At 59.8% G+C, this 22176-nt stretch carries 25 protein-coding genes, 1 tRNA gene and 1 pseudogene; 15 read left to right on the top strand and 12 right to left on the bottom strand.

Annotated elements, in window-relative coordinates:
• Positions 1 to 69: 69 nt before the first annotated feature.
• From ahpF to ACF8GB_RS21065, 7 genes are all read right to left on the bottom strand, one after another.
• Positions 70 to 1632: an alkyl hydroperoxide reductase subunit F gene (ahpF, locus tag ACF8GB_RS21095; RefSeq protein WP_167339646.1), complete on the bottom strand. Its 1563-nt coding sequence runs from the start codon at positions 1630 to 1632 to the stop codon at positions 70 to 72.
• A gap of 187 nt (positions 1633 to 1819) precedes the next feature.
• On the bottom strand, positions 1820 to 2383 hold the full coding sequence (ahpC, locus tag ACF8GB_RS21090; RefSeq protein WP_028686434.1) for an alkyl hydroperoxide reductase subunit C: 564 nt from the start codon (positions 2381 to 2383) through the stop codon (positions 1820 to 1822).
• A 246-nt stretch (positions 2384 to 2629) separates the two neighbouring features.
• Complete coding sequence (gene gorA, locus ACF8GB_RS21085) at positions 2630 to 3985, bottom strand: glutathione-disulfide reductase (protein ID WP_392514779.1); 1356 nt, start codon at positions 3983 to 3985, stop codon at positions 2630 to 2632.
• 147 nt (positions 3986 to 4132) lie between these two features.
• A complete protein-coding gene (gene galU, locus ACF8GB_RS21080; protein ID WP_392527603.1) occupies positions 4133 to 4972 on the bottom strand; it encodes a UTP--glucose-1-phosphate uridylyltransferase GalU in 840 nt (279 codons plus the stop codon).
• A gap of 183 nt (positions 4973 to 5155) precedes the next feature.
• Positions 5156 to 6067 carry a c-type cytochrome gene (locus tag ACF8GB_RS21075; RefSeq protein WP_058637801.1) on the bottom strand — a complete coding sequence of 304 codons (912 nt, stop codon included), beginning with the start codon at positions 6065 to 6067 and terminating at the stop codon, positions 5156 to 5158.
• Positions 6064 to 6714, bottom strand: coding sequence for a c-type cytochrome (locus tag ACF8GB_RS21070; RefSeq protein ID WP_392527601.1), 651 nt, complete (start codon positions 6712 to 6714; stop codon positions 6064 to 6066). The genes ACF8GB_RS21075 and ACF8GB_RS21070 overlap by 4 nt, the downstream gene beginning before the upstream one ends.
• 77 nt (positions 6715 to 6791) lie before the next feature.
• Positions 6792 to 7154, bottom strand: a complete 363-nt coding sequence (locus tag ACF8GB_RS21065; RefSeq protein ID WP_058637940.1) for a hypothetical protein — start codon at positions 7152 to 7154, stop codon at positions 6792 to 6794.
• A 159-nt stretch (positions 7155 to 7313) separates the two neighbouring features.
• Here ACF8GB_RS21065 and ACF8GB_RS21060 point away from each other — a divergent pair, with 159 nt between their 5' ends.
• The 8 genes from ACF8GB_RS21060 to csrA all read left to right on the top strand — a co-directional run bounded on the left by ACF8GB_RS21060 (position 7314) and on the right by csrA (position 13084).
• Positions 7314 to 7616, top strand: coding sequence for a DUF1883 domain-containing protein (locus ACF8GB_RS21060; RefSeq protein WP_027916110.1), 303 nt, complete (start codon positions 7314 to 7316; stop codon positions 7614 to 7616).
• Positions 7617 to 7624: 8 nt separating this feature from the next.
• Positions 7625 to 7795 carry a hypothetical protein gene (locus ACF8GB_RS21055; protein ID WP_182138763.1) on the top strand — a complete coding sequence of 57 codons (171 nt, stop codon included), beginning with the start codon at positions 7625 to 7627 and terminating at the stop codon, positions 7793 to 7795.
• Positions 7796 to 7834: 39 nt separating this feature from the next.
• A complete protein-coding gene (locus ACF8GB_RS21050; protein ID WP_197843817.1) occupies positions 7835 to 8911 on the top strand; it encodes a nitronate monooxygenase family protein in 1077 nt (358 codons plus the stop codon).
• Between the two features lie 107 nt (positions 8912 to 9018).
• Positions 9019 to 9771, top strand: coding sequence for a molybdate ABC transporter substrate-binding protein (gene modA, locus ACF8GB_RS21045; protein ID WP_197843818.1), 753 nt, complete (start codon positions 9019 to 9021; stop codon positions 9769 to 9771).
• Positions 9771 to 10451, top strand: a complete 681-nt coding sequence (modB, locus tag ACF8GB_RS21040; protein WP_058637805.1) for a molybdate ABC transporter permease subunit — start codon at positions 9771 to 9773, stop codon at positions 10449 to 10451. The genes modA and modB overlap by 1 nt, the downstream gene beginning before the upstream one ends.
• A gap of 1 nt (position 10452) precedes the next feature.
• Entirely contained in the window at positions 10453 to 11544 is a 1092-nt protein-coding gene (gene modC, locus ACF8GB_RS21035) for a molybdenum ABC transporter ATP-binding protein (protein WP_197843819.1), read from the top strand.
• A gap of 71 nt (positions 11545 to 11615) precedes the next feature.
• Complete coding sequence (locus ACF8GB_RS21030) at positions 11616 to 12638, top strand: DNA topoisomerase IB (RefSeq protein ID WP_058637807.1); 1023 nt, start codon at positions 11616 to 11618, stop codon at positions 12636 to 12638.
• Positions 12639 to 12892: 254 nt separating this feature from the next.
• A complete protein-coding gene (gene csrA, locus ACF8GB_RS21025) occupies positions 12893 to 13084 on the top strand; it encodes a carbon storage regulator CsrA (protein ID WP_058637808.1) in 192 nt (63 codons plus the stop codon).
• Positions 13085 to 13125: 41 nt separating this feature from the next.
• Here the strand turns inward: csrA and ACF8GB_RS21020 are convergent, their stop codons facing one another.
• The 3 genes and pseudogenes from ACF8GB_RS21020 to ACF8GB_RS21010 form a co-directional block, all read right to left on the bottom strand.
• A complete protein-coding gene (locus ACF8GB_RS21020; RefSeq protein WP_182138769.1) occupies positions 13126 to 13479 on the bottom strand; it encodes a response regulator in 354 nt (117 codons plus the stop codon).
• Between the two features lie 11 nt (positions 13480 to 13490).
• Positions 13491 to 14936 carry an ATPase domain-containing protein gene (locus tag ACF8GB_RS21015; protein WP_058637810.1) on the bottom strand — a complete coding sequence of 482 codons (1446 nt, stop codon included), beginning with the start codon at positions 14934 to 14936 and terminating at the stop codon, positions 13491 to 13493.
• A gap of 10 nt (positions 14937 to 14946) precedes the next feature.
• Positions 14947 to 16099, bottom strand: a pseudogene (locus ACF8GB_RS21010) (nitrogen regulation protein NR(II)).
• A gap of 291 nt (positions 16100 to 16390) precedes the next feature.
• On the opposite strand from ACF8GB_RS21010, the gene ACF8GB_RS21005 reads away from it, so the two are divergent.
• Positions 16391 to 16475, top strand: a tRNA-Leu gene (locus tag ACF8GB_RS21005).
• Between the two features lie 59 nt (positions 16476 to 16534).
• Here ACF8GB_RS21005 and ACF8GB_RS21000 read toward each other — a convergent pair.
• A complete protein-coding gene (locus tag ACF8GB_RS21000; protein WP_078478384.1) occupies positions 16535 to 16726 on the bottom strand; it encodes a hypothetical protein in 192 nt (63 codons plus the stop codon).
• Positions 16727 to 17161: 435 nt separating this feature from the next.
• Between ACF8GB_RS21000 and adhP the strand changes: the two genes are divergently transcribed.
• Entirely contained in the window at positions 17162 to 18172 is a 1011-nt protein-coding gene (gene adhP / locus ACF8GB_RS20995; protein WP_058637813.1) for an alcohol dehydrogenase AdhP, read from the top strand.
• A gap of 101 nt (positions 18173 to 18273) precedes the next feature.
• Here the strand turns inward: adhP and ACF8GB_RS20990 are convergent, their stop codons facing one another.
• On the bottom strand, positions 18274 to 18507 hold the full coding sequence (locus ACF8GB_RS20990) for a hypothetical protein (protein ID WP_058637814.1): 234 nt from the start codon (positions 18505 to 18507) through the stop codon (positions 18274 to 18276).
• Positions 18508 to 18872: 365 nt separating this feature from the next.
• On the opposite strand from ACF8GB_RS20990, the gene ACF8GB_RS20985 reads away from it, so the two are divergent.
• The 5 genes from ACF8GB_RS20985 to ACF8GB_RS20965 all read left to right on the top strand — a co-directional run bounded on the left by ACF8GB_RS20985 (position 18873) and on the right by ACF8GB_RS20965 (position 22055).
• On the top strand, positions 18873 to 19094 hold the full coding sequence (locus tag ACF8GB_RS20985) for a hypothetical protein (protein ID WP_144964533.1): 222 nt from the start codon (positions 18873 to 18875) through the stop codon (positions 19092 to 19094).
• Positions 19095 to 19130: 36 nt separating this feature from the next.
• Complete coding sequence (locus tag ACF8GB_RS20980; RefSeq protein ID WP_392474930.1) at positions 19131 to 19367, top strand: hypothetical protein; 237 nt, start codon at positions 19131 to 19133, stop codon at positions 19365 to 19367.
• Positions 19368 to 19496: 129 nt separating this feature from the next.
• A complete protein-coding gene (locus ACF8GB_RS20975; protein WP_197843822.1) occupies positions 19497 to 20483 on the top strand; it encodes a DUF1852 domain-containing protein in 987 nt (328 codons plus the stop codon).
• A 27-nt stretch (positions 20484 to 20510) separates the two neighbouring features.
• Positions 20511 to 21548, top strand: a complete 1038-nt coding sequence (locus tag ACF8GB_RS20970; RefSeq protein ID WP_196185384.1) for a methionine synthase — start codon at positions 20511 to 20513, stop codon at positions 21546 to 21548.
• Positions 21549 to 21620: 72 nt separating this feature from the next.
• Complete coding sequence (locus ACF8GB_RS20965; RefSeq protein ID WP_145254811.1) at positions 21621 to 22055, top strand: N-acetyltransferase; 435 nt, start codon at positions 21621 to 21623, stop codon at positions 22053 to 22055.
• Positions 22056 to 22176 lie beyond the last annotated feature (121 nt).

The raw sequence follows: 22176 nt of genomic DNA, 5'->3' as shown, positions 1-22176 counted from the left end.
CCCCCGCATGCGCTGCGCCGTAGAGCACGGCCAGTACATGCGAGGGTTGCGGCTCTGCCGAAATGTCGCTTATGCAGGGGCCGAGGTGCGGATCAGGTGGTCGAAGGCGGCCAGAGACGCCTTCGCCCCTTCGCCTACGGCGATCACGATCTGTTTGTAGGGCACCGTCGTCACGTCACCTGCGGCGAACACGCCCGCAATACTGGTCTGCCCCTTGGCATCGACGATGATTTCGCCGCGTGCCGACAGTTCAACGGTGCCTTTGAGCCAATCGGTGTTCGGCAACAGACCGATCTGAACGAAAATCCCCTCCAACGCCAGCTCATGTTCGATGTCGCTGGTCCGGTCCTTATAACGCAGGCCAGTTACTTTTTCGCCATTGCCGATCACTTCGGTGGTCAGTGCCTGGGTGATGACCGTCACGTTAGGCAAGCTGTGCAACTTGCGTTGCAGCACCGCATCGGCACGCAGCTGGCTATCGAATTCAATCAACGTCACCTGCGCCACGATACCTGCCAAATCGATCGCCGCTTCCACGCCGGAGTTACCGCCACCGATCACCGCCACGCGCTTGCCCTTGAACAATGGGCCATCGCAGTGCGGGCAGTAGGCCACGCCGCGGCCACGGTATTGCTGTTCACCCGGTACATTCATCTCGCGCCAGCGAGCGCCGGTGGCCAGGATGACGGTCTTGGCCTTGAGCGAAGCCCCGCTCGCCATGCGCACTTCATGCAGGCCGCCGTCGGTAGCCGGAATCAGTGCTTCACCGCGCTGCAGGTTCATGATGTCCACCTCGTACTGCTTGACGTGTTCTTCAAGCGCGGTGGCCAGTTTCGGGCCTTCGGTTTCATGCACGGACACAAAGTTCTCGATGGCCATGGTGTCGAGCACCTGCCCACCGAACCGTTCGGCGGCCACGCCGGTGCGGATACCCTTGCGCGCTGCATAGATGGCGGCAGAGGCACCTGCCGGGCCACCGCCCACGACCAGTACATCGAACGCCTGCTTGGCATTGAGTTTCTCGGCCTGACGCGCGCCGGCGTTGGTGTCGATCTTGCCAAGAATTTCCTCAAGGCCCATGCGCCCCTGGCCGAACACCTCACCGTTAAGGTACACGCTGGGCACGGCCATGATCTGGCGGGCATCGACTTCAGCCTGGAACAGTGCACCGTCGATGGCCACGTGGCGTACGTTGGGGTTGAGCACCGCCATCAGGTTCAATGCCTGGACCACATCCGGGCAGTTCTGGCAGGACAGCGAGAAGTAGGTCTCGAAGCTGAACTCCCCTTCCAGCGCCTGGATCTGCTCGATCACTTCCAGGCTGGCCTTGGAGGGGTGGCCGCCCACTTGCAGCAGCGCCAGTACCAGGGACGTGAACTCGTGGCCCATGGGAATGCCGGCGAAACGCAGGCTGATGTCGCCGTTGGGGCGATTGAGCGAGAACGAAGGGCGGCGGGCGTCGTCGCCATCGGCTCGCAGGGTGATGAGGCTGGACAAGCCGGCGATTTCCACCAGCAGGTCGTGTAATTCGCGGGACTTCGCACCGTCGTCGAGGGAAGCAACGATCTCGATCGGCTGGGTGACCCGCTCCAGGTAGGTTTTCAGTTGCGATTTAAGCGTGGCGTCCAACATACGGGCGATTTCCTTTTTCAAAACTCGGATACAAAAACGCCCAGGCGAAGTCGCCCGGGCGTTTAACGGGGCGGTAAGTGGTTCAGCTGTGGCGGCTGCTTACCGCCCGCGTATGGCACATGACTGGCTGATCTCCCCGCAAGGCCTGCGCGGCGCTGCCGCGGCACAGGCGCTTATCGGGCGAGAATCAGATCTTGCCGACCAGATCCAGCGACGGCGCCAGAGTAGCCTCGCCTTCTTTCCACTTGGCTGGGCAGACTTCGCCTGGGTGCGCGGCGACGTATTGGGCAGCCTTGACCTTGCGCAGCAGCTCGGTAGCGTCACGACCTACACCACCATCGTTCAGCTCGACGATCTTGATCTGGCCTTCGGGGTTGATCACGAAGGTACCGCGGTCAGCCAGGCCGGCTTCTTCGATCAGTACGTCGAAGTTGCGAGCGATCACATGGGTCGGGTCGCCGATCAGTGGGTACTGAATCTTGCCGATGGTGTCCGAGGTGTCGTGCCACGCTTTGTGGGTGAAGTGGGTGTCGGTGGAAACACCGTAGATCTCAACGCCCAGTTTCTGGAACTCGGCGTAGTTGTCAGCAAGGTCACCCAGCTCGGTCGGGCACACGAAAGTGAAGTCGGCTGGATAGAAGAACACGACAGACCATTTGCCTTTCAGGTCGGCTTCGCTGACCGGGACGAACTCGCCCTTGTGGTAGGCAGTGGCGTTGAACGGTTTGACCTGGCTGTTGATGATAGGCATGAGAGACGCTCCTTCATGGGTTGAAATCAGTTGACGGAGAGAATCCTAACCGCATGGACCGATAAAGGCTCATTGGCAAACCTGATGCTTATGATTGGTTTTGGCTATGAGCCAGACCGGTCAAGGGCTGCCTAGCCCGGTGTTGCCCAAGCGGGCGGCAACCCATGGATGCGGCGGCGTGGAGGCTGCGGCTCGTTAACCGCCACCCCGCAACCAGGCCGCACGTTGCGTGCGGCCTGGGTTGAGTCAGCGAGTCACCGTGCGCATGGTCACGAATTCTTCCGCTGCCGTGGGGTGCACGCCGATGGTTTCATCGAACTGTTGCTTGGTCGCGCCCGCTTTGAGCGCGATGCCCAGGCCCTGGATGATCTCGCCTGCATCCGGCCCGACCATGTGGCAACCGAGCACCTTGTCGGTCTTGGCATCCACCACCAGCTTCATCAGGGTCTTTTCCTGGATGTCGGTGAGGGTCAGCTTCATGGCGCGGAAGCGGCTTTCGAAGATCTTGACCTCATAGCCCTGCTCGACAGCCTGTTCTTCGGTGAGCCCTACCGTGCCGATAGGCGGCTGGCTGAACACTGCCGTGGGGATATTCTGGTAGTCCACGGGGCGGTACTGCTCCGGCTTGAACAAACGCCTGGCCACGGCCATACCTTCAGCCAGTGCCACAGGCGTCAGTTGCACGCGGCCGATCACATCACCAATGGCCAGGATCGAGGGCGCCGTGGTCTGGTATTGATCGTCTACTCGCACATACCCCTTGTCATCCAGTTCGACGCCGGTGTTTTCCAAGCCAAGGTTGTCCAGCATCGGACGCCGGCCGGTGGCGTAGAAGATGCAGTCGGCAACCAGTTCCCGCCCGTCCTTGAGCGTCGCCTTGAGGCTGCCATCCTCGAGTTTGTCGATGCGCTGGATGTCAGCATTGAACTGCAAGTCGAGCCCGCGTTTTTCGAGCTCTTCCTTGAGGTGGGTACGCACCGAACCATCGAAGCCGCGCAGGAACAGATCGCCGCGATACAGCAACGTGGTCGCGGCGCCCAGCCCCTGGAAGATCCCGGCGAATTCCACCGCGATGTAGCCGCCGCCCACCACCAGCACCCGCCGCGGCAGGTCCTTGAGATAGAACGCTTCGTTGGAGGTGATCGCCAAGTCCTTGCCAGGGATGTCGGGTACCTGGGGCCAGCCGCCGGTGGCGATCAGGATGTGCTCGGCGCTGTAGCGCTGGCCTTCGACCTCGACCTCGTTGGGACCGGTCATGCGCGCATGGCCTTGAACCAAGGTCACGCCGCTGTTGATCAGCAGGTTGCGGTAGATACCGTTTAGCCGTTCGATTTCACGGTTCTTGTTGGCAATCAGCGTACCCCAGTCGAAGTGCCCTTCTTCCAGGGTCCAGCCGTATCCCGCAGCCTGCTCCAGCTCGTCAGCCACATGGGCGCCATACACCAGCAGCTTTTTAGGCACACACCCCACGTTGACACAGGTGCCGCCCAGGTAGCGGCTCTCGGCAACCGCTACCTTCGCGCCAAAACCGGCAGCGAACCGTGCGGCGCGCACGCCACCGGAGCCGGCGCCAATCACGAACAGATCAAAATCGTAGGCCACTTTTCGTTCTCCAAAAAAAAGCTGCAAGCTTCAAGCGGCAGACTGCACAACGGGCAGCGTGGCTTGTCACTTGCAGCTTGGTACCGGCAGTTTCAAGCTTCAAGCATCAGGCGGCAAGAAAAAACGCGCCTGGCTTGCAGCAGGGGCTCAGTAGGCCTTGCCGGTCTTGTAGTAGTTCTCGAAGCAGAAGTTGGTCGCGTCGATGTAGCCTTCGGCGCCACCGCAGTCGAAACGCTGGCCTTTGAACTTGTACGCGATTACGCAGCCATTCTGGGCCTGTTGCAGCAAGGCGTCGGTGATCTGGATTTCGCCGCCCTTGCCGGGTTCGGTATTGGCGATGATGTCGAAGATATCCGGGGTCAGGATGTAACGGCCGATGATCGCCAAGTTGGACGGGGCATCTTCAGGTTTTGGTTTCTCTACCATGTTGGTCACACGGAAGATGTCGTCCCGGATCATGTCGCCGGCAATGACACCGTACTTGTTGGTTTCCTGCGGATCGACTTCCTGAATGGCGACGATCGAGCAACGGAACTGGTTGTACAGCTTCACCATTTGGGCCAGCACGCCGTCGCCTTCAGGGTTGACACACAGGTCGTCCGCCAGCACTACGGCGAAGGGCTCGTCGCCGATCAGCGGACGGCCGGTGAGGATAGCATGGCCCAGGCCTTTCATCTCGGTCTGACGGGTGTAGGAGAACGAGCACTCGTCCAGGAGGCGACGAATGCCTACCAGATATTTCTCCTTGTCGGTGCCCTTGATCTGGTTTTCCAGCTCGTAGCTGATGTCGAAGTGATCTTCCAGCGCGCGCTTACCGCGACCGGTAACGATGGAGATCTCACTCAACCCTGCATCCAATGCTTCCTCAACGCCGTACTGGATCAACGGCTTGTTGACCACTGGCAGCATTTCCTTCGGCATGGCTTTGGTGGCGGGCAGGAAGCGAGTGCCATAGCCGGCTGCCGGGAACAAGCATTTCTTGATCATAAACGTCCTTAACAAAGGCTAGGCCTGGGGGTTACGGCGCAGTCTAATCAGGCGGCGGTCACCTTACAATGCCCCGCCTGTGGCCGATCGTTGGGAACATAGAGGCAACCGCTAACGGATAGTTCAAAGGGTCGCCCAATATTCCTGACCGGTACGTCACCCCTCCAGGCCCTTGCCCGGTCATCAGTGACCGGTGCCCTGCCCGATCAATACCCCCTCGACCTTCTGGCCATAGAGGTTGACCCCGTCATTGGCATGGAACTTCAGGCGCGTTTTCTCGATGGAGCCCTCCACCAGCCGTGGGTCCTGGGGCCGCTCGTGCCGGTTTATCCAGGCCGCCACATCCCAGGCCTGCTGGTCGCTGAGCGAACCCGGTCGACCCAGTGGCATGTTGTACTTGATGAATGACGCCGCCGTGTTGATCCGGTGCATGCCCGCCCCCCAGTTGTAGGCGTCCCTGCCCCAGAGCGGCGGCATCACATACTCGCCCGCCACCTTCTGCCCTTCGCCCTGCTTGCCGTGGCAGATCGCACATTGTTCGAGATACACCTTCTGCCCACGCGTGAAGTCATAGCCACCCGCTGGCGGCGCCACTTCCGGATAACCTCGCCCGGCCAACTCGACCCCGGTCGGCGCCTTGGTAGAAAGCCAGTAGGAATAAACCGACAGCGCAGTCATCTGCGGACTGTCAGCCGCCGGCGGCTTGCCGTTCATGCTGAACTGAAAACAGCCTTGGATTCGCTCGGCATAGGTGTTGACCTTGTCGTTTTTCTTGCGGTAGGCCGGGTACATCGGATAAGCGCCCCACAGGGGAGCCGAGTGCGCCATGCGCCCTTGATCTAGGTGGCAGTTACTGCAGTTCATGCCGTTGCCAACCGCTTCAGGCATCAGTCGCCGGGTATCGACGAACAGGGCATGACCCTCGCGCACCATCTTGCCAAACGCATTGTCCGGCAACTGGCCCTCGGCCGGCGGCACGAAGCGCGGCTGCGCCTGTGCATCCGGCACCTTGAGCTGGGACTGGTCCTCCATGGTCACGGGGTTGGCGTGAGCGCTGCCTGCGGCCAGCAGCAGGGCTGTAAGCAAGGGCTTCATGGCTTGGCCTCCAGGTTGGCGGGACGGGCGAAAAACTCGGCAACGGCCGTGATCTCGTCAGGGGTCATGGCCTTGGCCACGCCGACCATCAGCTGGTTGGGATCGTTACTGCGCGTTCCATCCCGCCAGGCGTTGAGTTGTGCCACCAGGTAAGCTGCAGGCTGGCCAGACAACGGAGGGAAGTGCTCGCCCACCCCGCCACCGCCAGGGCCGTGGCACTGGATACATCCGGGGATGTGCCGATCCCAGTCGCCATAAAGCGCAAGCCGCAGCGTTGGATCATCGGCAATTTGCTGACGGCGCAGCTCACCGGTTGGCGGTGCCGGCAAGCTGGCCAGGTAGGCGCTCACTGCCGTGATCTCGTCCTCGGACAACGCCTTCGCCAAGGGCGCCATTACTGCCTGCTGTCGAGTACCCCTGCGCCAGTCATGCAATTGCTTGCTCAAGTACGAGGCCGGCAGGCCAGCGAGCCTGGGGAAGCCTGCTGCGCCGATGCCGTTGCCATCGGCACCGTGGCACCCGATGCAGGCCAGGGCAGCGGGGTCGGCGCCCCCTTGGGTAAAGACTTTCTGGCCATCTGCAGCGTGGGCCGATGCCCAGGCCAGGGACATCAGGCCACCGATCACCATGACGCTGAACGGTCTCATCACGAACCTCCTTTTCTATTGTTATATGCTTAGGCCCAAAACATATAAGCAAAAGGAGGATGGTCACTTGCGCTGGGTCAATCCCCGGAAATACAAGCCGTCGCGGCTTTGCGCACATCACCCGGGCGCAATGGGAAGTTGCTCAGACGCTCATGCAACTTGATGCTGCTGCCATTGTTGCTACGCTGGCTGATATCCAGGAGCGCGCCTGGGCCCTCGCCTGGCGAGAACTTCTGCGGCACGATCAGACGCAATCCATCGCCGCGTTTCTCTTCCGTCAACGGGCCACGCGAGTCGGCCAGGCGGGCCTTCACGCAGTCGGCATATTCACGTGGCGTCTTGCCTGACATCACATCCATCGTCTCATGGGACTGTTCAAGGTCAGACACACTGGCGCACCCGGCCAGGGTCAGCATCCACGCCGCCAACATCCACTTCATCTGCTGCACCTCTGTCATCACGAACCCCGTTCGACCGTGATCTGGCTCTTTTGCTCCCTGGACTGGCAGATTTATCTGCGCCCGATCAGCCGCCCGGCGCGCTCACCGCGCATCGTGGTATCGTGCGCGTTTGCAAAACCAGACTTTGCGGAGCCACACATGAAATTCGTACACCAGCGCGAGCACCTCAACGAGGACGATATCGTCGTCATCGAGTGTTCCCAGCGCTGCAACATCCGTCTGATGAACGACGCCAACTTTCGCAGCTTCAAGAATGGCGGTCGTCACACCTATCACGGCGGCCACTTCGACAAGTTCCCCGCCAAGATCACCGTGCCCAGCACCGGTTTCTGGAACATCACCATCGATACCGTGACGACCCGTCCGATCTCGGTCACGCGCAAGCCCAGCCTCACGCACAAGATCAAGATCATCCGCCGTTCCTCGTCGCAACTCAGGTAAGGCCAGCCATGACCCAGACCATCAAGTACGTCATCAAATACAAGCTCGAAGGCCAGCGCCGCTGGGATTTCGCCCTCATGTCAGACGACTCTCCGGAACAGGCCCTGCAAGCCCTGCGCAAGATCCATGGTGACGACGTCGACAAGGTCAGCGACATCCAGGTCAGCAAGGCACTCTAATCGCCCAGTCCCCATTCACCGCGCTTGAAGGAGCTTCGCATGAGTCAGTGGCCCGATCGCCGTATTCTCGATTTGCTGGGTATCGAACGGCCCATCCTTCAAGCGCCGATGGCTGGGGCATCGGGCACGGCGATGGCCATTGCGGTAAGCCAGGCTGGTGGTCTGGGCGCCCTGCCTTGCGCCATGCTCACTCACCAGCAGGTACGCGAGCACATCGCGGCCTTTCGAGCTGCCAGCCCTGGCCGCGCCCTGAACCTGAACTTCTTCTGCCATCAGGTGCCGGCTTGCGATGCCGACGCCCTGACCGCGTGGAAGCAGACGCTTGAACCCTACTATCGAGCACTGGGGGCTGATTTCGAAGCACCTGCGCCGGCGTCTAATCGCGCCCCTTTCGACGAACAGAGCTGCCAGCTGGTTGAGGAACTGCGCCCTGAAGTGGTGAGTTTCCACTTCGGCCTGCCTCAGGTTGACCTGCTACGCAGGGTCAAAGCCAGCGGGGCCCGGGTACTGTCCAGTGCCACCACTGTCGAAGAGGCGCGCTGGCTACAGGACCGTGGCTGCGATGCGATCATCGCCATGGGCTATGAGGCTGGCGGGCATCGCGGCATGTTCCTCAGTGAAGACATCACCACCCAAATCGGTACGCTTGCGCTGGTGCCGCAAGTGGCCGATGCCGTTGATGTACCGGTGATCGCGGCCGGTGGTATTGCCGATCACCGTGGTCTGCTGGCCGCATTGGCACTGGGCGCTTCTGCGGTGCAGATCGGCACTGCTTACCTGTTCTGCCCTGAGGCAAACGTGTCGTCGTTTCACCGGCAGGCGCTGGACAGTGCACCGGCCAGCGACACGGCCCTGACCAACTTGTTCACTGGTCGCCCGGCCCGCGGCATCAATAATCGCCTGATGCGCGATCTGGGCCCCATGAGCGCGCAGGCACCGCGGTTTCCACTGGCAGGTGGCGCGTTGATGCCGTTGCGAGCGATCACTGAGGCTCAAGGCGACAGTGGCTTCAGCAACCTTTGGGCAGGCCAGGCACTGCGCCTTGGCCGGCACATGTCCGCTGCAGACCTGACCCGTGACATTGCAGACAATGCATTGGCTCGACTAAGCCGCTAATCGGACCGCTTGAAACTTGCTCCAACCGCTATTTAACAAAAACAGCTGCAGGCAACTGGCGAAGCGCTATATAGTCAGGCATATAACGAAAACCAGGAGCTGTCCCAATGCGTTCTCGCCTGCCCTATCTAGCCGCCCTCGCCAGCCTGATCATGCTGAACACCGCCTGGGCCGACGAGGTCCAGGTGGCTGTCGCTGCCAACTTCACCGCGCCAATCCAGGCCATCGCCAAGGATTTCGAGAAGGACACCGGCCATACGTTGATCGCAGCCTACGGCGCTACCGGGCAGTTCTATGCCCAGATCAAGAACGGTGCCCCCTTCGAAGTGTTCCTGGCCGCAGACGACAGCACCCCGGCCAAGCTCGAGCAAGAGAACGCCATCGTGCCGGGCTCACGCTTTACCTACGCCATCGGAACACTGGCCCTGTGGTCGGCCCAGCCTGGGTATGTGGATGACAAGGGCGCGGTCTTGCAAGGCAATGCCTACAAGCACCTCTCACTCGCCAATCCAAAGACCGCGCCGTATGGCCTGGCGGCCACGCAAGTGCTGGAAAAGCTCAAGTTGACCGAGGCGACGCGCGCCAAATGGGTCGAGGGTCAAAATATCACCCAAGCCTTCCAGTTCGTATCTACCGGTAATGCAGAGCTGGGCTTCGTGGCGCTGTCGCAGATCTTCAAGGATGGCAAGGTACAGAGTGGTTCGGCCTGGATCGTCCCGGCTTCCTTGCACGACCCCATCCGCCAGGACGCAGTGATCCTGAAAAAAGGCAAGGACAACCCGGCTGCCAAGGCCCTGGTGGACTACCTCAAGGGCCCCAAGGCTGCTGCGGTAATCAAAGCCTACGGCTATGAAATCTGATGCCGCTCGATGCCAGTGACCTTGGCGCCATCTGGCTTACCCTGAAGCTGGCCAGCCTGACCACCCTGATCCTGTTGATCGTGGGCACACCCATCGGCTGGTGGCTGGCACGCACCCGGTCATGGCTTCGCGGCCCGATAGGTGCCATCGTTGCCCTGCCTCTGGTGCTGCCGCCTACGGTGATCGGGTTCTACCTGCTGATTGCACTAGGCCCGCATGGCTGGCTTGGCCAAGCGATTGCAGCACTGGGCCTGGACAGTGTGGTGTTCAGCTTCTCGGGCCTTGTGATCGGCTCGGTCATCTACTCGATGCCCTTTGTGGTCCAGCCGCTGCAAAACGCTTTTGCCGCCATCGGTAAACGCCCCATGGAAGTGGCGGCCACGCTGCGCGCCGGGCCGTGGGACAGTTTCGTGCACGTGGCGCTACCACTGGCCCGTCCTGGCTTCATCACTGCCAGCATTCTGGGTTTTGCCCACACCGTAGGCGAGTTTGGTGTCGTGCTGATGATCGGTGGCAACATTCCCGACAAGACCCGCGTGGTGTCCGTGCAGATTTTCGACCATGTCGAGGCGATGGCCTACACCCAGGCTCACTGGCTCGCAGGCGCCATGCTGGTGTTCTCTTTCCTGGTGCTGCTGTTGCTGTACGCAGGCAAACGCGGCAATACGGGCTGGAACTGACATGACGCACTCGATCGTGGCACGCCTGAAACTGGCACGCGACGCTTTCACGCTGGACGTCGACCTGCAACTGCCAGGGCGCGGTATCAGCGCCTTGTTTGGGCACTCCGGGTCAGGCAAAACCAGTTGCCTGCGCTGCCTGGCCGGCTTGGAGCGCCCTGGTCAGGCGTATGTGCAAGTCAATGGCGAGGTCTGGGAGGACACCGCTCGCGACGTCTTTCTACCGCCCCACCAGCGCCCGGTGGGCTACGTTTTCCAGGAGCCCAGCCTGTTTGCGCACCTGAGCGTACGGGGCAACCTGGAGTTCGGCTGGCGCCGTGTCCCGTCGAGCCAGCGCAAGGTAAGTCTGGAACATGCCAGCGAGCTGTTGGGCATCAGTCACCTGCTGGCGCGCCGACCTTCGACGTTATCGGGGGGCGAGGCGCAACGCGTCGGGATTGCCCGTGCGCTGCTCAGCAGCCCCCGACTGTTGCTGATGGATGAGCCCCTGGCCGCTCTTGACGGGCCCCGCAAACGCGAAATCCTGCCTTACCTCGAGCGCTTGCACGAGGAGCTGGACGTACCCGTGGTCTATGTCAGCCACGCCCAGGACGAAGTGGCACGCCTGGCGGACCATGTGGTGCTGCTCGAGCACGGACGTGTGGTGGCAAGCGGTCCGGTTGCGCCTACCTTGGCTCGTCTGGACTTGTCGCTGGCCCAGGGCGATGACGCCGGTGTGGTGCTCGAAGGCCAGGTGACAGGGCACGACCCGCACTACGACCTGCTTGAGCTGCGCCTGCCTGGCAACAAAGGGCTCGTATTACGTTGCGCACACCCCATGCGCGCCCTGGGCAGCGCCTTGCGGGTCAAGGTCCATGCGCGCGACGTAAGCCTGGCGCTCACCGCTGACGGCACCTCAAGTATCCTCAACCGAGTGCATGTTCAGGTACGCGACACCCACGCTGCTGACAACCCAGCCCATCTGTTGGTCAGCCTGGATGCCGACGGTAGCATCCTGCTCGCCCGCATTACCCGTTTCTCGGCGGACCAGCTTGGGGTGCACCCAGGCCAGCGCCTGTATGCACAGATCAAATCGGTTGCATTGCTCAGCTGACGTGCGGAAATGGAGCAACGGCCAAGCGGCTGTTGTCCATTGATCAGTGACTTGATCGAGGCCTGCCGCCCATGCTCGACTGCCCGCTTCCCGAAACGCTGCATTACGTCGACGACAGCCAGCCCGGTTTGACTCGCCGCCGCTGGCGCGACCGCTTCATCTACCTGGATGCCAACGGTGAACGGGTACGCGACCCCGAAACACTGGCACGTATCGCTGCACTGGTAATCCCACCGGCCTACACCGATGTCTGGATATGCGCCGACCCGCAAGGGCACCTGCAGGCCACTGGCCGCGATGCCCGTGGCCGCAAACAGTACCGTTATCATGCCCAGTGGCGTGAAACCCGTGACCAGCACAAGTACGGCCGCATGCTCGCCTTCGCCCAGGCGTTGCCAAAGCTGCGCTCACAACTGGAAGCCCACTTGTCTCGACCGGGCCTTGACCGTGAAAAGGTCATGGCCCTGGTGGTCAGCCTGCTGGACCATACCCTCATCCGCATTGGCAACCAGCGCTATATGCGCGACAACAAGTCCTACGGGCTGACAACCCTGCGTAATCGACATGTAGAGGTCAAGGGCAGTACCATCCGCTTTCAGTTCCGCGGCAAGCGTGGTGTCGAACACGATGTAACGCTGCGCGACCGACGCCTGGCGGCCTTGCTCAAGCGTTGCATGGAACTGCCCGGCCAGGCACTGTTCCAGTATCTCGATGCCGATGGCCAGCGTCACAGCATTGGTTCGAGCGACATCAATCAGTTTCTGCAACAGCTGACTGGCGCCGACTTCACGGCCAAGGACTACCGTACCTGGGCCGGCAGCAGCCTTGCGCTGGACCTGCTCAGGCCCTTGGCCTGGGAGCCGGAAACCGAGGCCAAACGCCAGGTCGCTGCCATCGTCAAGCAAGTCGCCTCGCGCCTTGGCAACACCCCTGCGGTATGCCGACGCTGCTACATCCACCCAGCGGTACTGGAGCACTACACGCTCGGGCGCCTGGCCGCTTTGCCCAAGAGCCGAGTACGCAAGGGGCTGGACCCGGAAGAGGTCGCGTTGCTGGTCTTTCTCAAGGCATTGGAACAGCAGGCCGCACATTGAGCGCGTCTATCCAACCGATGATGCAAAGGTATTTCCCATTGAACGGCGCCCCCACTATCCTTGCAAACGAAGCACCTTGTCCTACGAAGCTTTCATCGTGTGCCTAGCTGTCCACATACCCGCTGCGTGCCACAGATTTTGACATTCTGGGAATTACTAGGCTTCGAAAGCGTCTGTAATGAGAAGGAAAAGGGATATGCTCCCACCGCCAGCGCACATGGCCTGCGGACTTTTTTATCACCAAGGAGAAGTACATGCTGATACTCACCCGTAAGGTTGGCGAGAGCATCGTCATCAACGACGACATCAAAGTCACCATTCTGGGCGTCAAAGGGATGCAGGTGAGGATAGGCATCGACGCACCCAAGGATGTTCAAGTGCACCGCGAGGAGATTTTCAAACGCATCCAGGCCGGCAGCCCGGCGCCTGAGAAGCAGGACGATTGATACTGATCATTCAAGCGGGTAGCAGGGATGCGCCCATAGCCTCAGCCACTCAGTAGGCCATGCACCTTCGCAATCATCTCGCCCATGTCGAATGGCTTGTCGAACACTGCTGCGAATAATGTCGGGCATCCCTCACTGGCCTGGGCGCCGCTCATGAGAATAACTGGCAGCGTTCGCAGTGCAGGGTCTGCTCGCATGGCACGGACCAGTTCCTGGCCGTTGAGCACGGGCATCATGTAGTCGGTGATAACCAACTGCACCTGCACGCGGCTGAGTATTTCTAGCGCTTTCTGGCCGTTACTCGCCTTTTCGATCGCATACCCTTCATCCTCCAGGGCAAACCCCAGGATGTCGGCTATCAGGTATTCGTCGTCGACGATCAGCACGGTCTTCATGTAACTGAAACCTACAGGCTCCCTTGCGGCACAGCTGTGCCAGAGAGGGCCCCACTTGTGCCTTCGAATGCTCTGCGCAGTGTGATTCCCGTTGAAGCGATCACAAGCTCATGCAAGGACGCGTCGTGAGCACTGTCGCGCACTTTGAGAATTGAGAGCATGCGGCGCAAGGTGCCGTCATGCTCCACGAATCGCATCAGCACCAGGTTGTCGACGATGCTGGACAAGTCGGGCGCCGGCGCGCTGATCTCCGCACCGAAGATATCGCGCATTTCCCAGGTCAGCATCACACTCACCTGGCGAGCGCGCAGCTCCCCGGTCAGCGCGCGAAAGAAGGCATTCAGGCGCCCGGGTTCCGTGGCCAGGCGGCTCAACGCACCCAGGCTGTCGATCAGTACTCGCTTGGCGCCGGTTGCCTGTACCTGTTCGATCAAGCGCGCACCCAGCTGGTCCAACAGCACCTGCGTACTGGGCTCCCAGCACAGTGTCAGGCTCTGGGCCTGTTCCATGGCTGCAAAGTCGTACCCCAGTAAAGCCGCCTTGCTGTGCAGGCGATCGGGTGATTCATAGAAGCCGAAATGCAAACCGGGGGCCTGGGGTGTGCTGGCCGCCAGAAATGCCATGCCCAGCGACGTCTTGCCAATGCCCGAGGGGCCCATCAGCAGCGTGACCGATGCGGCGGACAGACCGCCATCGAGCATGTCGTCGAGCGCCGACACACCGCTGCTGATTCGTGATGCGGCTGCATTGCAGGGCCCAATGGGCTTGGCGAACAAGGACTCCAGACGTGGAAACACCGTCACACCGGTATCGTCTATCAGGCACTCGTGGCGCCCGGACAAGGCGCCACTGCCACGGGTCTTGCGCAACTGAATCGTGCGAACGGCGCGGCTACCCACCATCTGCTCACCCAGTTCGATCACGCCGTCGACCATCGTGTGCTCAGGGCTGCCTTCCTCAAGCCGCGCACTGGTCAACAACAGTACGGTGCAGCCGGCAAAAGCCGCATGACCTTGTAGTGCCGAGACGAATTTTTTGGTATCGAGCGATGTTTCGGCATGTACGCGAGCATTGAGTACGCCATCGACGATCAGCAGGCTGGCCTTGTGTCGACTGATCTCCTGCCTGAGCAACCGGACCACGGCATCAAGGCCATCCTGTTCCAGGGTATCGAAAGCGCTAACGAACTGAATCTGGTCGCCGACCATCGAAGGGTCGAAGAAGTCCAGCGTGCCCAGGTACTGAAATAACCGCTCATGGGACTCGCTGAGCAAGGTTGCCACCAGCGCCCGCCCTCCCTTGCGCACATGCTCGCAGGCCATCTGGTTGGCCAGGATGGTCTTGCCTGCCCCAGGTGGGCCCTGCACGATATACGACGCCCCTGTCACCAACCCACCTTTGAGCAGGGCATCGAGCCCGTCGATACCTGTCAGCAATCGCTTGAGTGTCTGAGTCATGCTGCGCCCCTTACGGTTCGATACCTGGCTGGCTTGAATGGACGGGCAAATATAGCCGCATGCGGGTGCCGACCCTCAGCTCGCTGTGCACACTGATGGCACCGCCGCTTTGCCTGGCAAATCCGTACACCTGGCTCAGGCCCAGGCCGGTGCCCTTGCCGAACGGCTTGGTGGTGAAGAAGGGTTCGAAAATACGTGGCAGCACATCCACCGCCATGCCCTCGCCGCTGTCCTGCACCTCGAAGCACACGAAGCGGCCATGCAGGCCGTCGACCTCGCCTGTCAGCAACACCGCTTCGACGGTCAGGACGATGTGGCCTTCCTCGGCAATGGCATCCCGGGCATTGAACAGCAAGTTGAGCAGCACCATTTGTAACTGACCAGCATCCACTTCAATGCTGGGTAGATCAGGCTGCACCCGCGCATCCAGTGTGACCGAACTGGGCAGTGCATGAACAAGCAATCCATGGGTAGCGTCGATCAATTTGGCCGGCTCGATACAGGTCACCTCAAACTTGCGATGACGGGCAAAGCTGAGCAGTTGACGGGTCAGGTCGGTGCCGCGTTGGCCAGCCTCGAGAATATTGTGCAGCATGCGCTGAGCGCGTTCTGGGTCGGGTGCAGCAAGGGCCAAGCGCGCAGAGCTGAGAATGATGGTCAGCAGGTTGTTGAAATCATGTGCCAGCCCCGGTCAGCTGACCCAGCGCCTCGAGCTTCTGGGCCTCGAACAATTGCGCTCTAACGGCGTCCAGCTGCATCGCCGACTCGCGCCGATCGGTAATGTCCCGCGTGACCTTGGCAAGCCCGACGATCTGGCCTTGATCATCGCGCACCACATCGAGGGCCACCAGTGCCCAGAAGCGCGTGCCGTCTTTGCGCTGGCGCCACCCTTCATGCCGCGACACGCCGTGTTCAAGCGCTTGACGCAGCAATTGCTCCGGCTTGCCTTCGGCGCAGTCTTCAGGCGTGAAGAACAGAGAAAAATGACGGCCCACCACTTCATCGGCGCTATAGCCCTTGATTCTCTGGGCGCCAGCATTCCACGAGGCGATATGACCGGTGGTATCCAGCATGTAGATGGCATAGTCCACCACGGACTGGACCAATTGCTCGTAACGATGAGCAGGCATTTCTGAATTGACCTGGCAATCAGTTGAAACCATGCGAGCTCCACCGGTACGGCAGGTAAACATAATCCAAACGACTACATCTCAGGCATTGACACACGCTGTTCACCGTCGTTGCGCAGTCGTCAGCCCGACCATCACATCCAGTGACTTGGCTAACATTGGGCCAAGCTCATGCCACTGTCAATCGGCTGCTCGCGATGGGATGTGATGTGCGGAATACGTCAGCCAAGGTTGACTCTGCTATAACGGTGGGTTATAAAGCCGCCTTGATTGCACAGCCCTTCTGTCTGAAGCGAGCCGGCCACCCGTGGCCCTTTCAAGCGTGCGAGTGTGGTGGAATTGGTATACACAGCAGACTTAAAATCTGTCGGCGTGAGCCTTGCGGGTTCGAGTCCCGCCACTCGCACCACATCCTGAAGAAGGCGCCTAGGGCGCCTTTTTTGCTGCCTGCCTTTTGCTAGCCTGCCACTACTCATCATCGCAGTCGTCGAACCACGCAGGATGATTGCGCTCGTCCTCTTCGAGTTCCTCAAACGACGGCTCCTCGATCTCGTCTTGCGCCCCATGAGCATCCGGCTCGAACGCGTCTTGTTCGTCATGAAGAAACTCATGATCCAGCAAATGATCATGCTCAGGTTCGTGCAGTTCGTCGTCGTGCATATGGGCCTCAATTCAAGTGGCACGCTTGTATAGGCTCAACTGCCTCTGAGGTCAACGCCGCAGTGATTTAATTCCAGGTTAATTCCACGCGTCCAATGTAGCGGCTCTCCCTTCAAAACGTCCTTGGCCCGCTGATTCCTGGCGGGCGTTTTTTTGTCGGTCGCTCAGCAGGGCCCGTCACCGCCGTCTCGTACATTTTCTTGGCGCACGACGCATCCATCACCTTCCCTTCACGAAATGATGACATTCACCTTGGCAATCTGAACCTGCTCCGTATGTTCTTGCAGCCCGCCGCATTCTTGCCGCGGGCTTTTCTTTTTGTCCCCGCCCTCCACGCCCCTGACTTTCTATGACCTGCGGCAGTTTCCCACATGCACGGTGGCGCTATTGTGCGTGGGCTATTTTCAAGTCAACCGGATAGACACGGAGGTTCACATGAAAGCTGCTGTCGTAGCCCCAGGCGGTCGCGTTGAGGTGGTCGAAAAAAGTATTCGCCCACTCGAATACGGCGAGGCGTTGTTGAAAATGCAGTGTTGCGGCGTTTGCCACACTGACTTGCACGTCAAGAACGGCGACTTCGGCGACAAGACGGGTGTTGTGCTGGGCCATGAAGGCATTGGCGTGGTGCAAGAAGTCGGTCCTGGCGTAAGCTCCCTCAAACGAGGCGACCGCGCCAGCGTGGCCTGGTTTTATGAGGGCTGCGGTCACTGCGAGTATTGCACCAGCGGCAATGAGACGCTGTGCCGACAGGTCAAGAACGCCGGTTACACCGTAGACGGTGGCATGGCCGAAGCCTGCATCGTCAAGGCCGACTACTCGGTAAAGGTACCGGAGGGGCTAGGGTCCGCCGCGGCCAGCAGCATTACCTGCGCAGGCGTGACGACTTACAAGGCAGTAAAGACATCCAATATCCGTCCCGGCCAATGGATCGCGATCTACGGGCTTGGCGGACTGGGCAACCTGGCACTGCAATACGCCAAGAATGTTTTCAATGCCAAGGTCATTGCGGTCGATGTCAACGAAGAACAACTGCGCTTTGCGACAGAAATGGGTGCCGATCTTGCCATAAACCCTTCCAGCCAGGATGCCGCGAAGGTCATCCAGGCACAGACCGGTGGCGCCCATGCCGCTGTGGTTACCGCCGTGGCCAAGGGCGCTTTCGATTCGGCCGTTGACGCGCTGCGTGCCGGTGGGCGACTGGTTGCCGTAGGGCTACCATCGGAAGCGATGAACCTGAACATCCCCCGCCTGGTACTCGATGGCATTGAGGTCATCGGTTCGCTGGTGGGGACGCGCCAGGACCTGCAAGAGGCCTTCCAATTTGCTGCCGAAGGCAAGGTGGTGCCAAAAGTCAGCTTGCGTCCCATCGAGGACATCAACCAGATTTTCGAAGAGATGCTCGATGGGCGCATCAAGGGCCGAATGGTGATTCAGTTCGAGGGTTGAACCAGGGGCACTTCACTCGAGCTCTGCGCAATAGGCAGCGGCCCTGCCCGTCAGGGCCGCAGGCCACTGCGGTGGCGGTTGTAGACTGATGAGCGCCGCGCTCAACGACCATGACTTCGAACCGCGTAGGCTGATGTGGGAGCTTTACGGCTGCGCCCCTCATATACCCACACTTGAGATACTGGCAGCTGTGCCATGACCTCGGCATCCTCCGCTTCGGTATGCGGCTTTTTACCTGTGTCCTTGGCCTTTACACACGCCTGCACACGCTCACGCTCGTCCGATGCCGCCTCGAGCATCTTGTTCAAAGATTCGACCATGCTGGAATAGTCCATTGCCTGACTCCTTTGCGGAAGGTGTTCACCTGATGAGCCTGATCATAGCGAGCCAACCTTTCAGAAACTGGCAACGCAAAACGCAATAAATCGTGGGTCTCCTACTTGATGACCCCTACTGCCGCGCGAGGTTCAGCCAAAGCGATCAACAGGTACCTTGAGACTAGCAGCCCTTGCTGTGTTTATCTGTCCCGACATCACATCAGCCCTGATCTACGCCGGCCTTGAACAGCTATCAGGTCTGTTACGTTCGTCGGAGAAGGTCACCAAGGGCCACATACTGCGCTCTACTTAAACAGGCATCCCCGTTTCCGGTCCAGAATCCACGGAACGTGGACGTCTCTGATTCAACAGGAGCCATTGTCATGACAGAAGAAGAAGCGCGCGATGTTGTAGAACGAATCCAACATGAACTCAGCCACCAGGCGCGGGTTGCCACGCGCATTGAAATACATGATTTGGGCCTGTGGGCGCGTCTGGAGAAGGCGCACTTCACAACAAGCACTCACGGCAACCTGTTGTTCGAAAAACCGGTCGTAATCGTACCCAAGTGTGATGCGTCCTACACCATCCTCTACACCTGTTGAGCCCACTCATTCAACCGTTCAATACAGGAGTCTCGGATGAGTATCCGTAGCCTTACGAGGAACCTGCCTGCCGATCCTTACAATCCAGGGTGGGTACTGGGGTGGGGCGTATTGAGAGACCGTCATCCGTGGCACTTTGTCGACGTTTACGCTGATCAGCTTACGGCCTATATCGAAGCCCAGCGCCGAGGGACGGGGTATGTGGTGGAATATGGCGCTCATCGCCTGGGCTCGAACGAATTTGTCTGTGGTGTCAGCCTTCCTGAAGGCTGACACGTGCGCCTGGCTTCATGAGCAGTCTTGATCCTGTGCTGAAATCAATTCAGTAGGGACACGGGTGCGCTCACTCTAAGATGGTCCCAACTTTACAGGGACAGACTCGACGAGTGGACCTCAATACTCATGACGCCTCAGAACATTACCTACTCGCTCAAACGCACGCGCTTTGACGAACATTATTGCCCGTGCCAAAACACGCGGCTGACCACAAACTTTGCCAACCTGGCCAGGGGTTCTCGCCGCGAACAGAACCTTCGCCAAACACTGGACATGATCAATAATCGCTTCAACGCGCTGGCGCACTGGGATAACCCTGCCGGTGACCGCTACACCGTGGAACTGGATATCGTATCGGTGCACATGCATTTCACAGCCGGGGTCACGAATACGCTGCTGCCCTTGATCGAAATACTGTCCACTACGGTGATCGATCATCATGCAGGCAAGCGTTTACCGGGTGTAGTCGGCAACAACTTTTCGTCCTACGTGCGCGATTATGATTTCAGTATTGTGCTGCCCGCCTATAACGCTCATCGCCCAAACTTCAGTGCCCCTGCCGATTTTGGAGCGCTCCACGGCAAACTTTTCAAAGGGTTTGTGGGCTCAACCGTTTACCAACAAACCTTCATCAAGCCGCCGGTCATTTGCCTGAGCGTGTCAAGTAGCAGAACCTATGAGCGCACGGGGCATTACCACCCCGTATTAGGGTACGAATACCGGCAAGACGAATATTCTTTGACCGATGCGTATTTCCAGAAAATGGGCTTGCGTGTTCGTTATTTCATGCCTGCCGGCAACAGGGCGCCGCTGGCCTTGTACTTTTCCGGCGACTTGCTCAATGACTACACCCCCTTGGAGCTGATCAGCAGCCTGAGCACGATGGAGACTTTTCAGAAAATCTATCGCCCCGAGATTTATAACGCCAATGCAACGGCTGGCGCCACCTATCAGCCCAGCTTGCAACACGAAGACTACTCCTTGACGCGCATTGTTTACGACCGTGAAGAGCGCAGCCGTTTGGCCATTGAACAAGGAACGTTTGCTGAAGCCCACTTCATCAAGCCTTATCACATGCTGCTCGAACAATGGTCTGCACACTTCGCAGACTGATCGCCTCTTCGCACAAGGTCGAATTTCATGAACAAATTGCTTCCCACCTCTACCGCTGGCAGCCTGCCCAAGCCGACCTGGCTCGCTCAGCCCGAAACCCTCTGGTCGCCTTGGAAACTGCACGGCGATGCCCTGCTAGAAGGCAAGCAGGACGCACTGTGCCTGGCGCTGCAGGAGCAGTCGAGCGCTGGGATAGACATCGTCAGTGACGGCGAACAGACGCGCCAACATTTCGTGACCACCTTCATCGAACACTTGAGCGGCGTGGACTTCGAGAATCGGCAGACTGTACGCATTCGTGATCGCTACGACGCCAGCGTCCCGACAGTGGTGGGTACGGTCGCCAGGCGCAAGTCAGTATTCGTCGACGATGCCAGGTTCCTGCGTAAGCAGACTCGACAGCCCATCAAGTGGGCGCTCCCAGGGCCCATGACCATGATCGACACGCTGTACGACAGCCACTACAAGAGTCGCGAGAAGCTCGCGTGGGAGTTTGCCGTACTGCTCAACCAGGAAGCCAGAGAGTTGGAAGCTGCGGGTGTCGACATCATTCAGTTCGACGAGCCCGCCTTCAACGTGTTCTTCGATGAAGTGAACGACTGGGGCATTGCCACGCTCGAGCGGGCATTGGAAGGCCTGAAGTGCGAGACAGCCGTGCATATCTGCTACGGGTACGGGATCAAGGCCAACACTGACTGGAAGAAAACGTTGGGTACCGAGTGGCGCCAGTATGAAAAGGCATTTCCCAAACTCCAGAAATCCAGCATCGACATCGTGTCGTTGGAATGCCAGAACTCGCGCGTGCCCATGGACCTTATCGAGTTGATCCGTGGCAAGAAAGTCATGGTCGGCGCAATCGATGTGGCCACGCACATTGTCGAAACACCCGAGGCCGTTGCCGATACATTGCGCAAGGCGCTGGCATTCGTTGACGCCGACAAGCTCTACCCCTGCACCAATTGCGGCATGGCGCCCCTGCCCCGCTCGGTTGCCCAAGGCAAGTTGCGGGCCCTAAGTGCGGGTGCTGCAATCGTGCGGCAGGAATTGTCAGGTGCAGATCAGTAATAGGCGCACGTCAACTTGCGTTTGACGTTAGGGTCGCTTAGGGTCCTGCGGCGTCAAACAGGAGGTCATGACATGCTACGCCCCTATGTACTGCCGGATACCGATGCGGTACTGCAGATCTGGCTCGATGCATCGGTCCAAGCTCACCACTTCGTGCCTCGCGCCTTCTGGGAGGGCCAGCTCGAAGCGATGCGGACCGTTTACCTGCCCGCTTCGGAGACGTTCGTCTTCGAGCAGCACGCAACCGTCGAGGGCTTCATTTCTCTACTCGGGGAAACGGTAGCTGCGCTGTTCGTCGCGCCTGCGTCACAAGGCATGGGCATCGGTAGCCGCCTGCTCGACTACGCCAAGCAGCGCTCGGCACGCCTGGAATTGAAGGTGTACAGCGCTAATGAAAGCGCGGTCGCGTTCTACCAACGTTCTGGCTTTTCAATCGTGGCCCATGGTGAAGATGAACACACCGGTGCCACTGAGCTGACCCTTCAGTGGCTGGCGGCGACCTCTTGAATCCATAGCTTGCGCTTCACTGCCTGCCGCACCCTTTGCCATGGGTCAACCGAGTAGCCACATTTTAATGCATTGCCTGACGCACAGCCTGGCGAGCCGCTTTCACACGACCCGCCAGCCC

This window comes from Pseudomonas sp. xss_4 (assembly GCF_043104125.1).
GTDB lineage: Bacteria > Pseudomonadota > Gammaproteobacteria > Pseudomonadales > Pseudomonadaceae > Aquipseudomonas > Aquipseudomonas parafulva_B.
The sequence above is the reverse complement of the archived record's forward strand: the minus strand, read 5'-3'. Positions and strand labels throughout refer to the sequence as shown.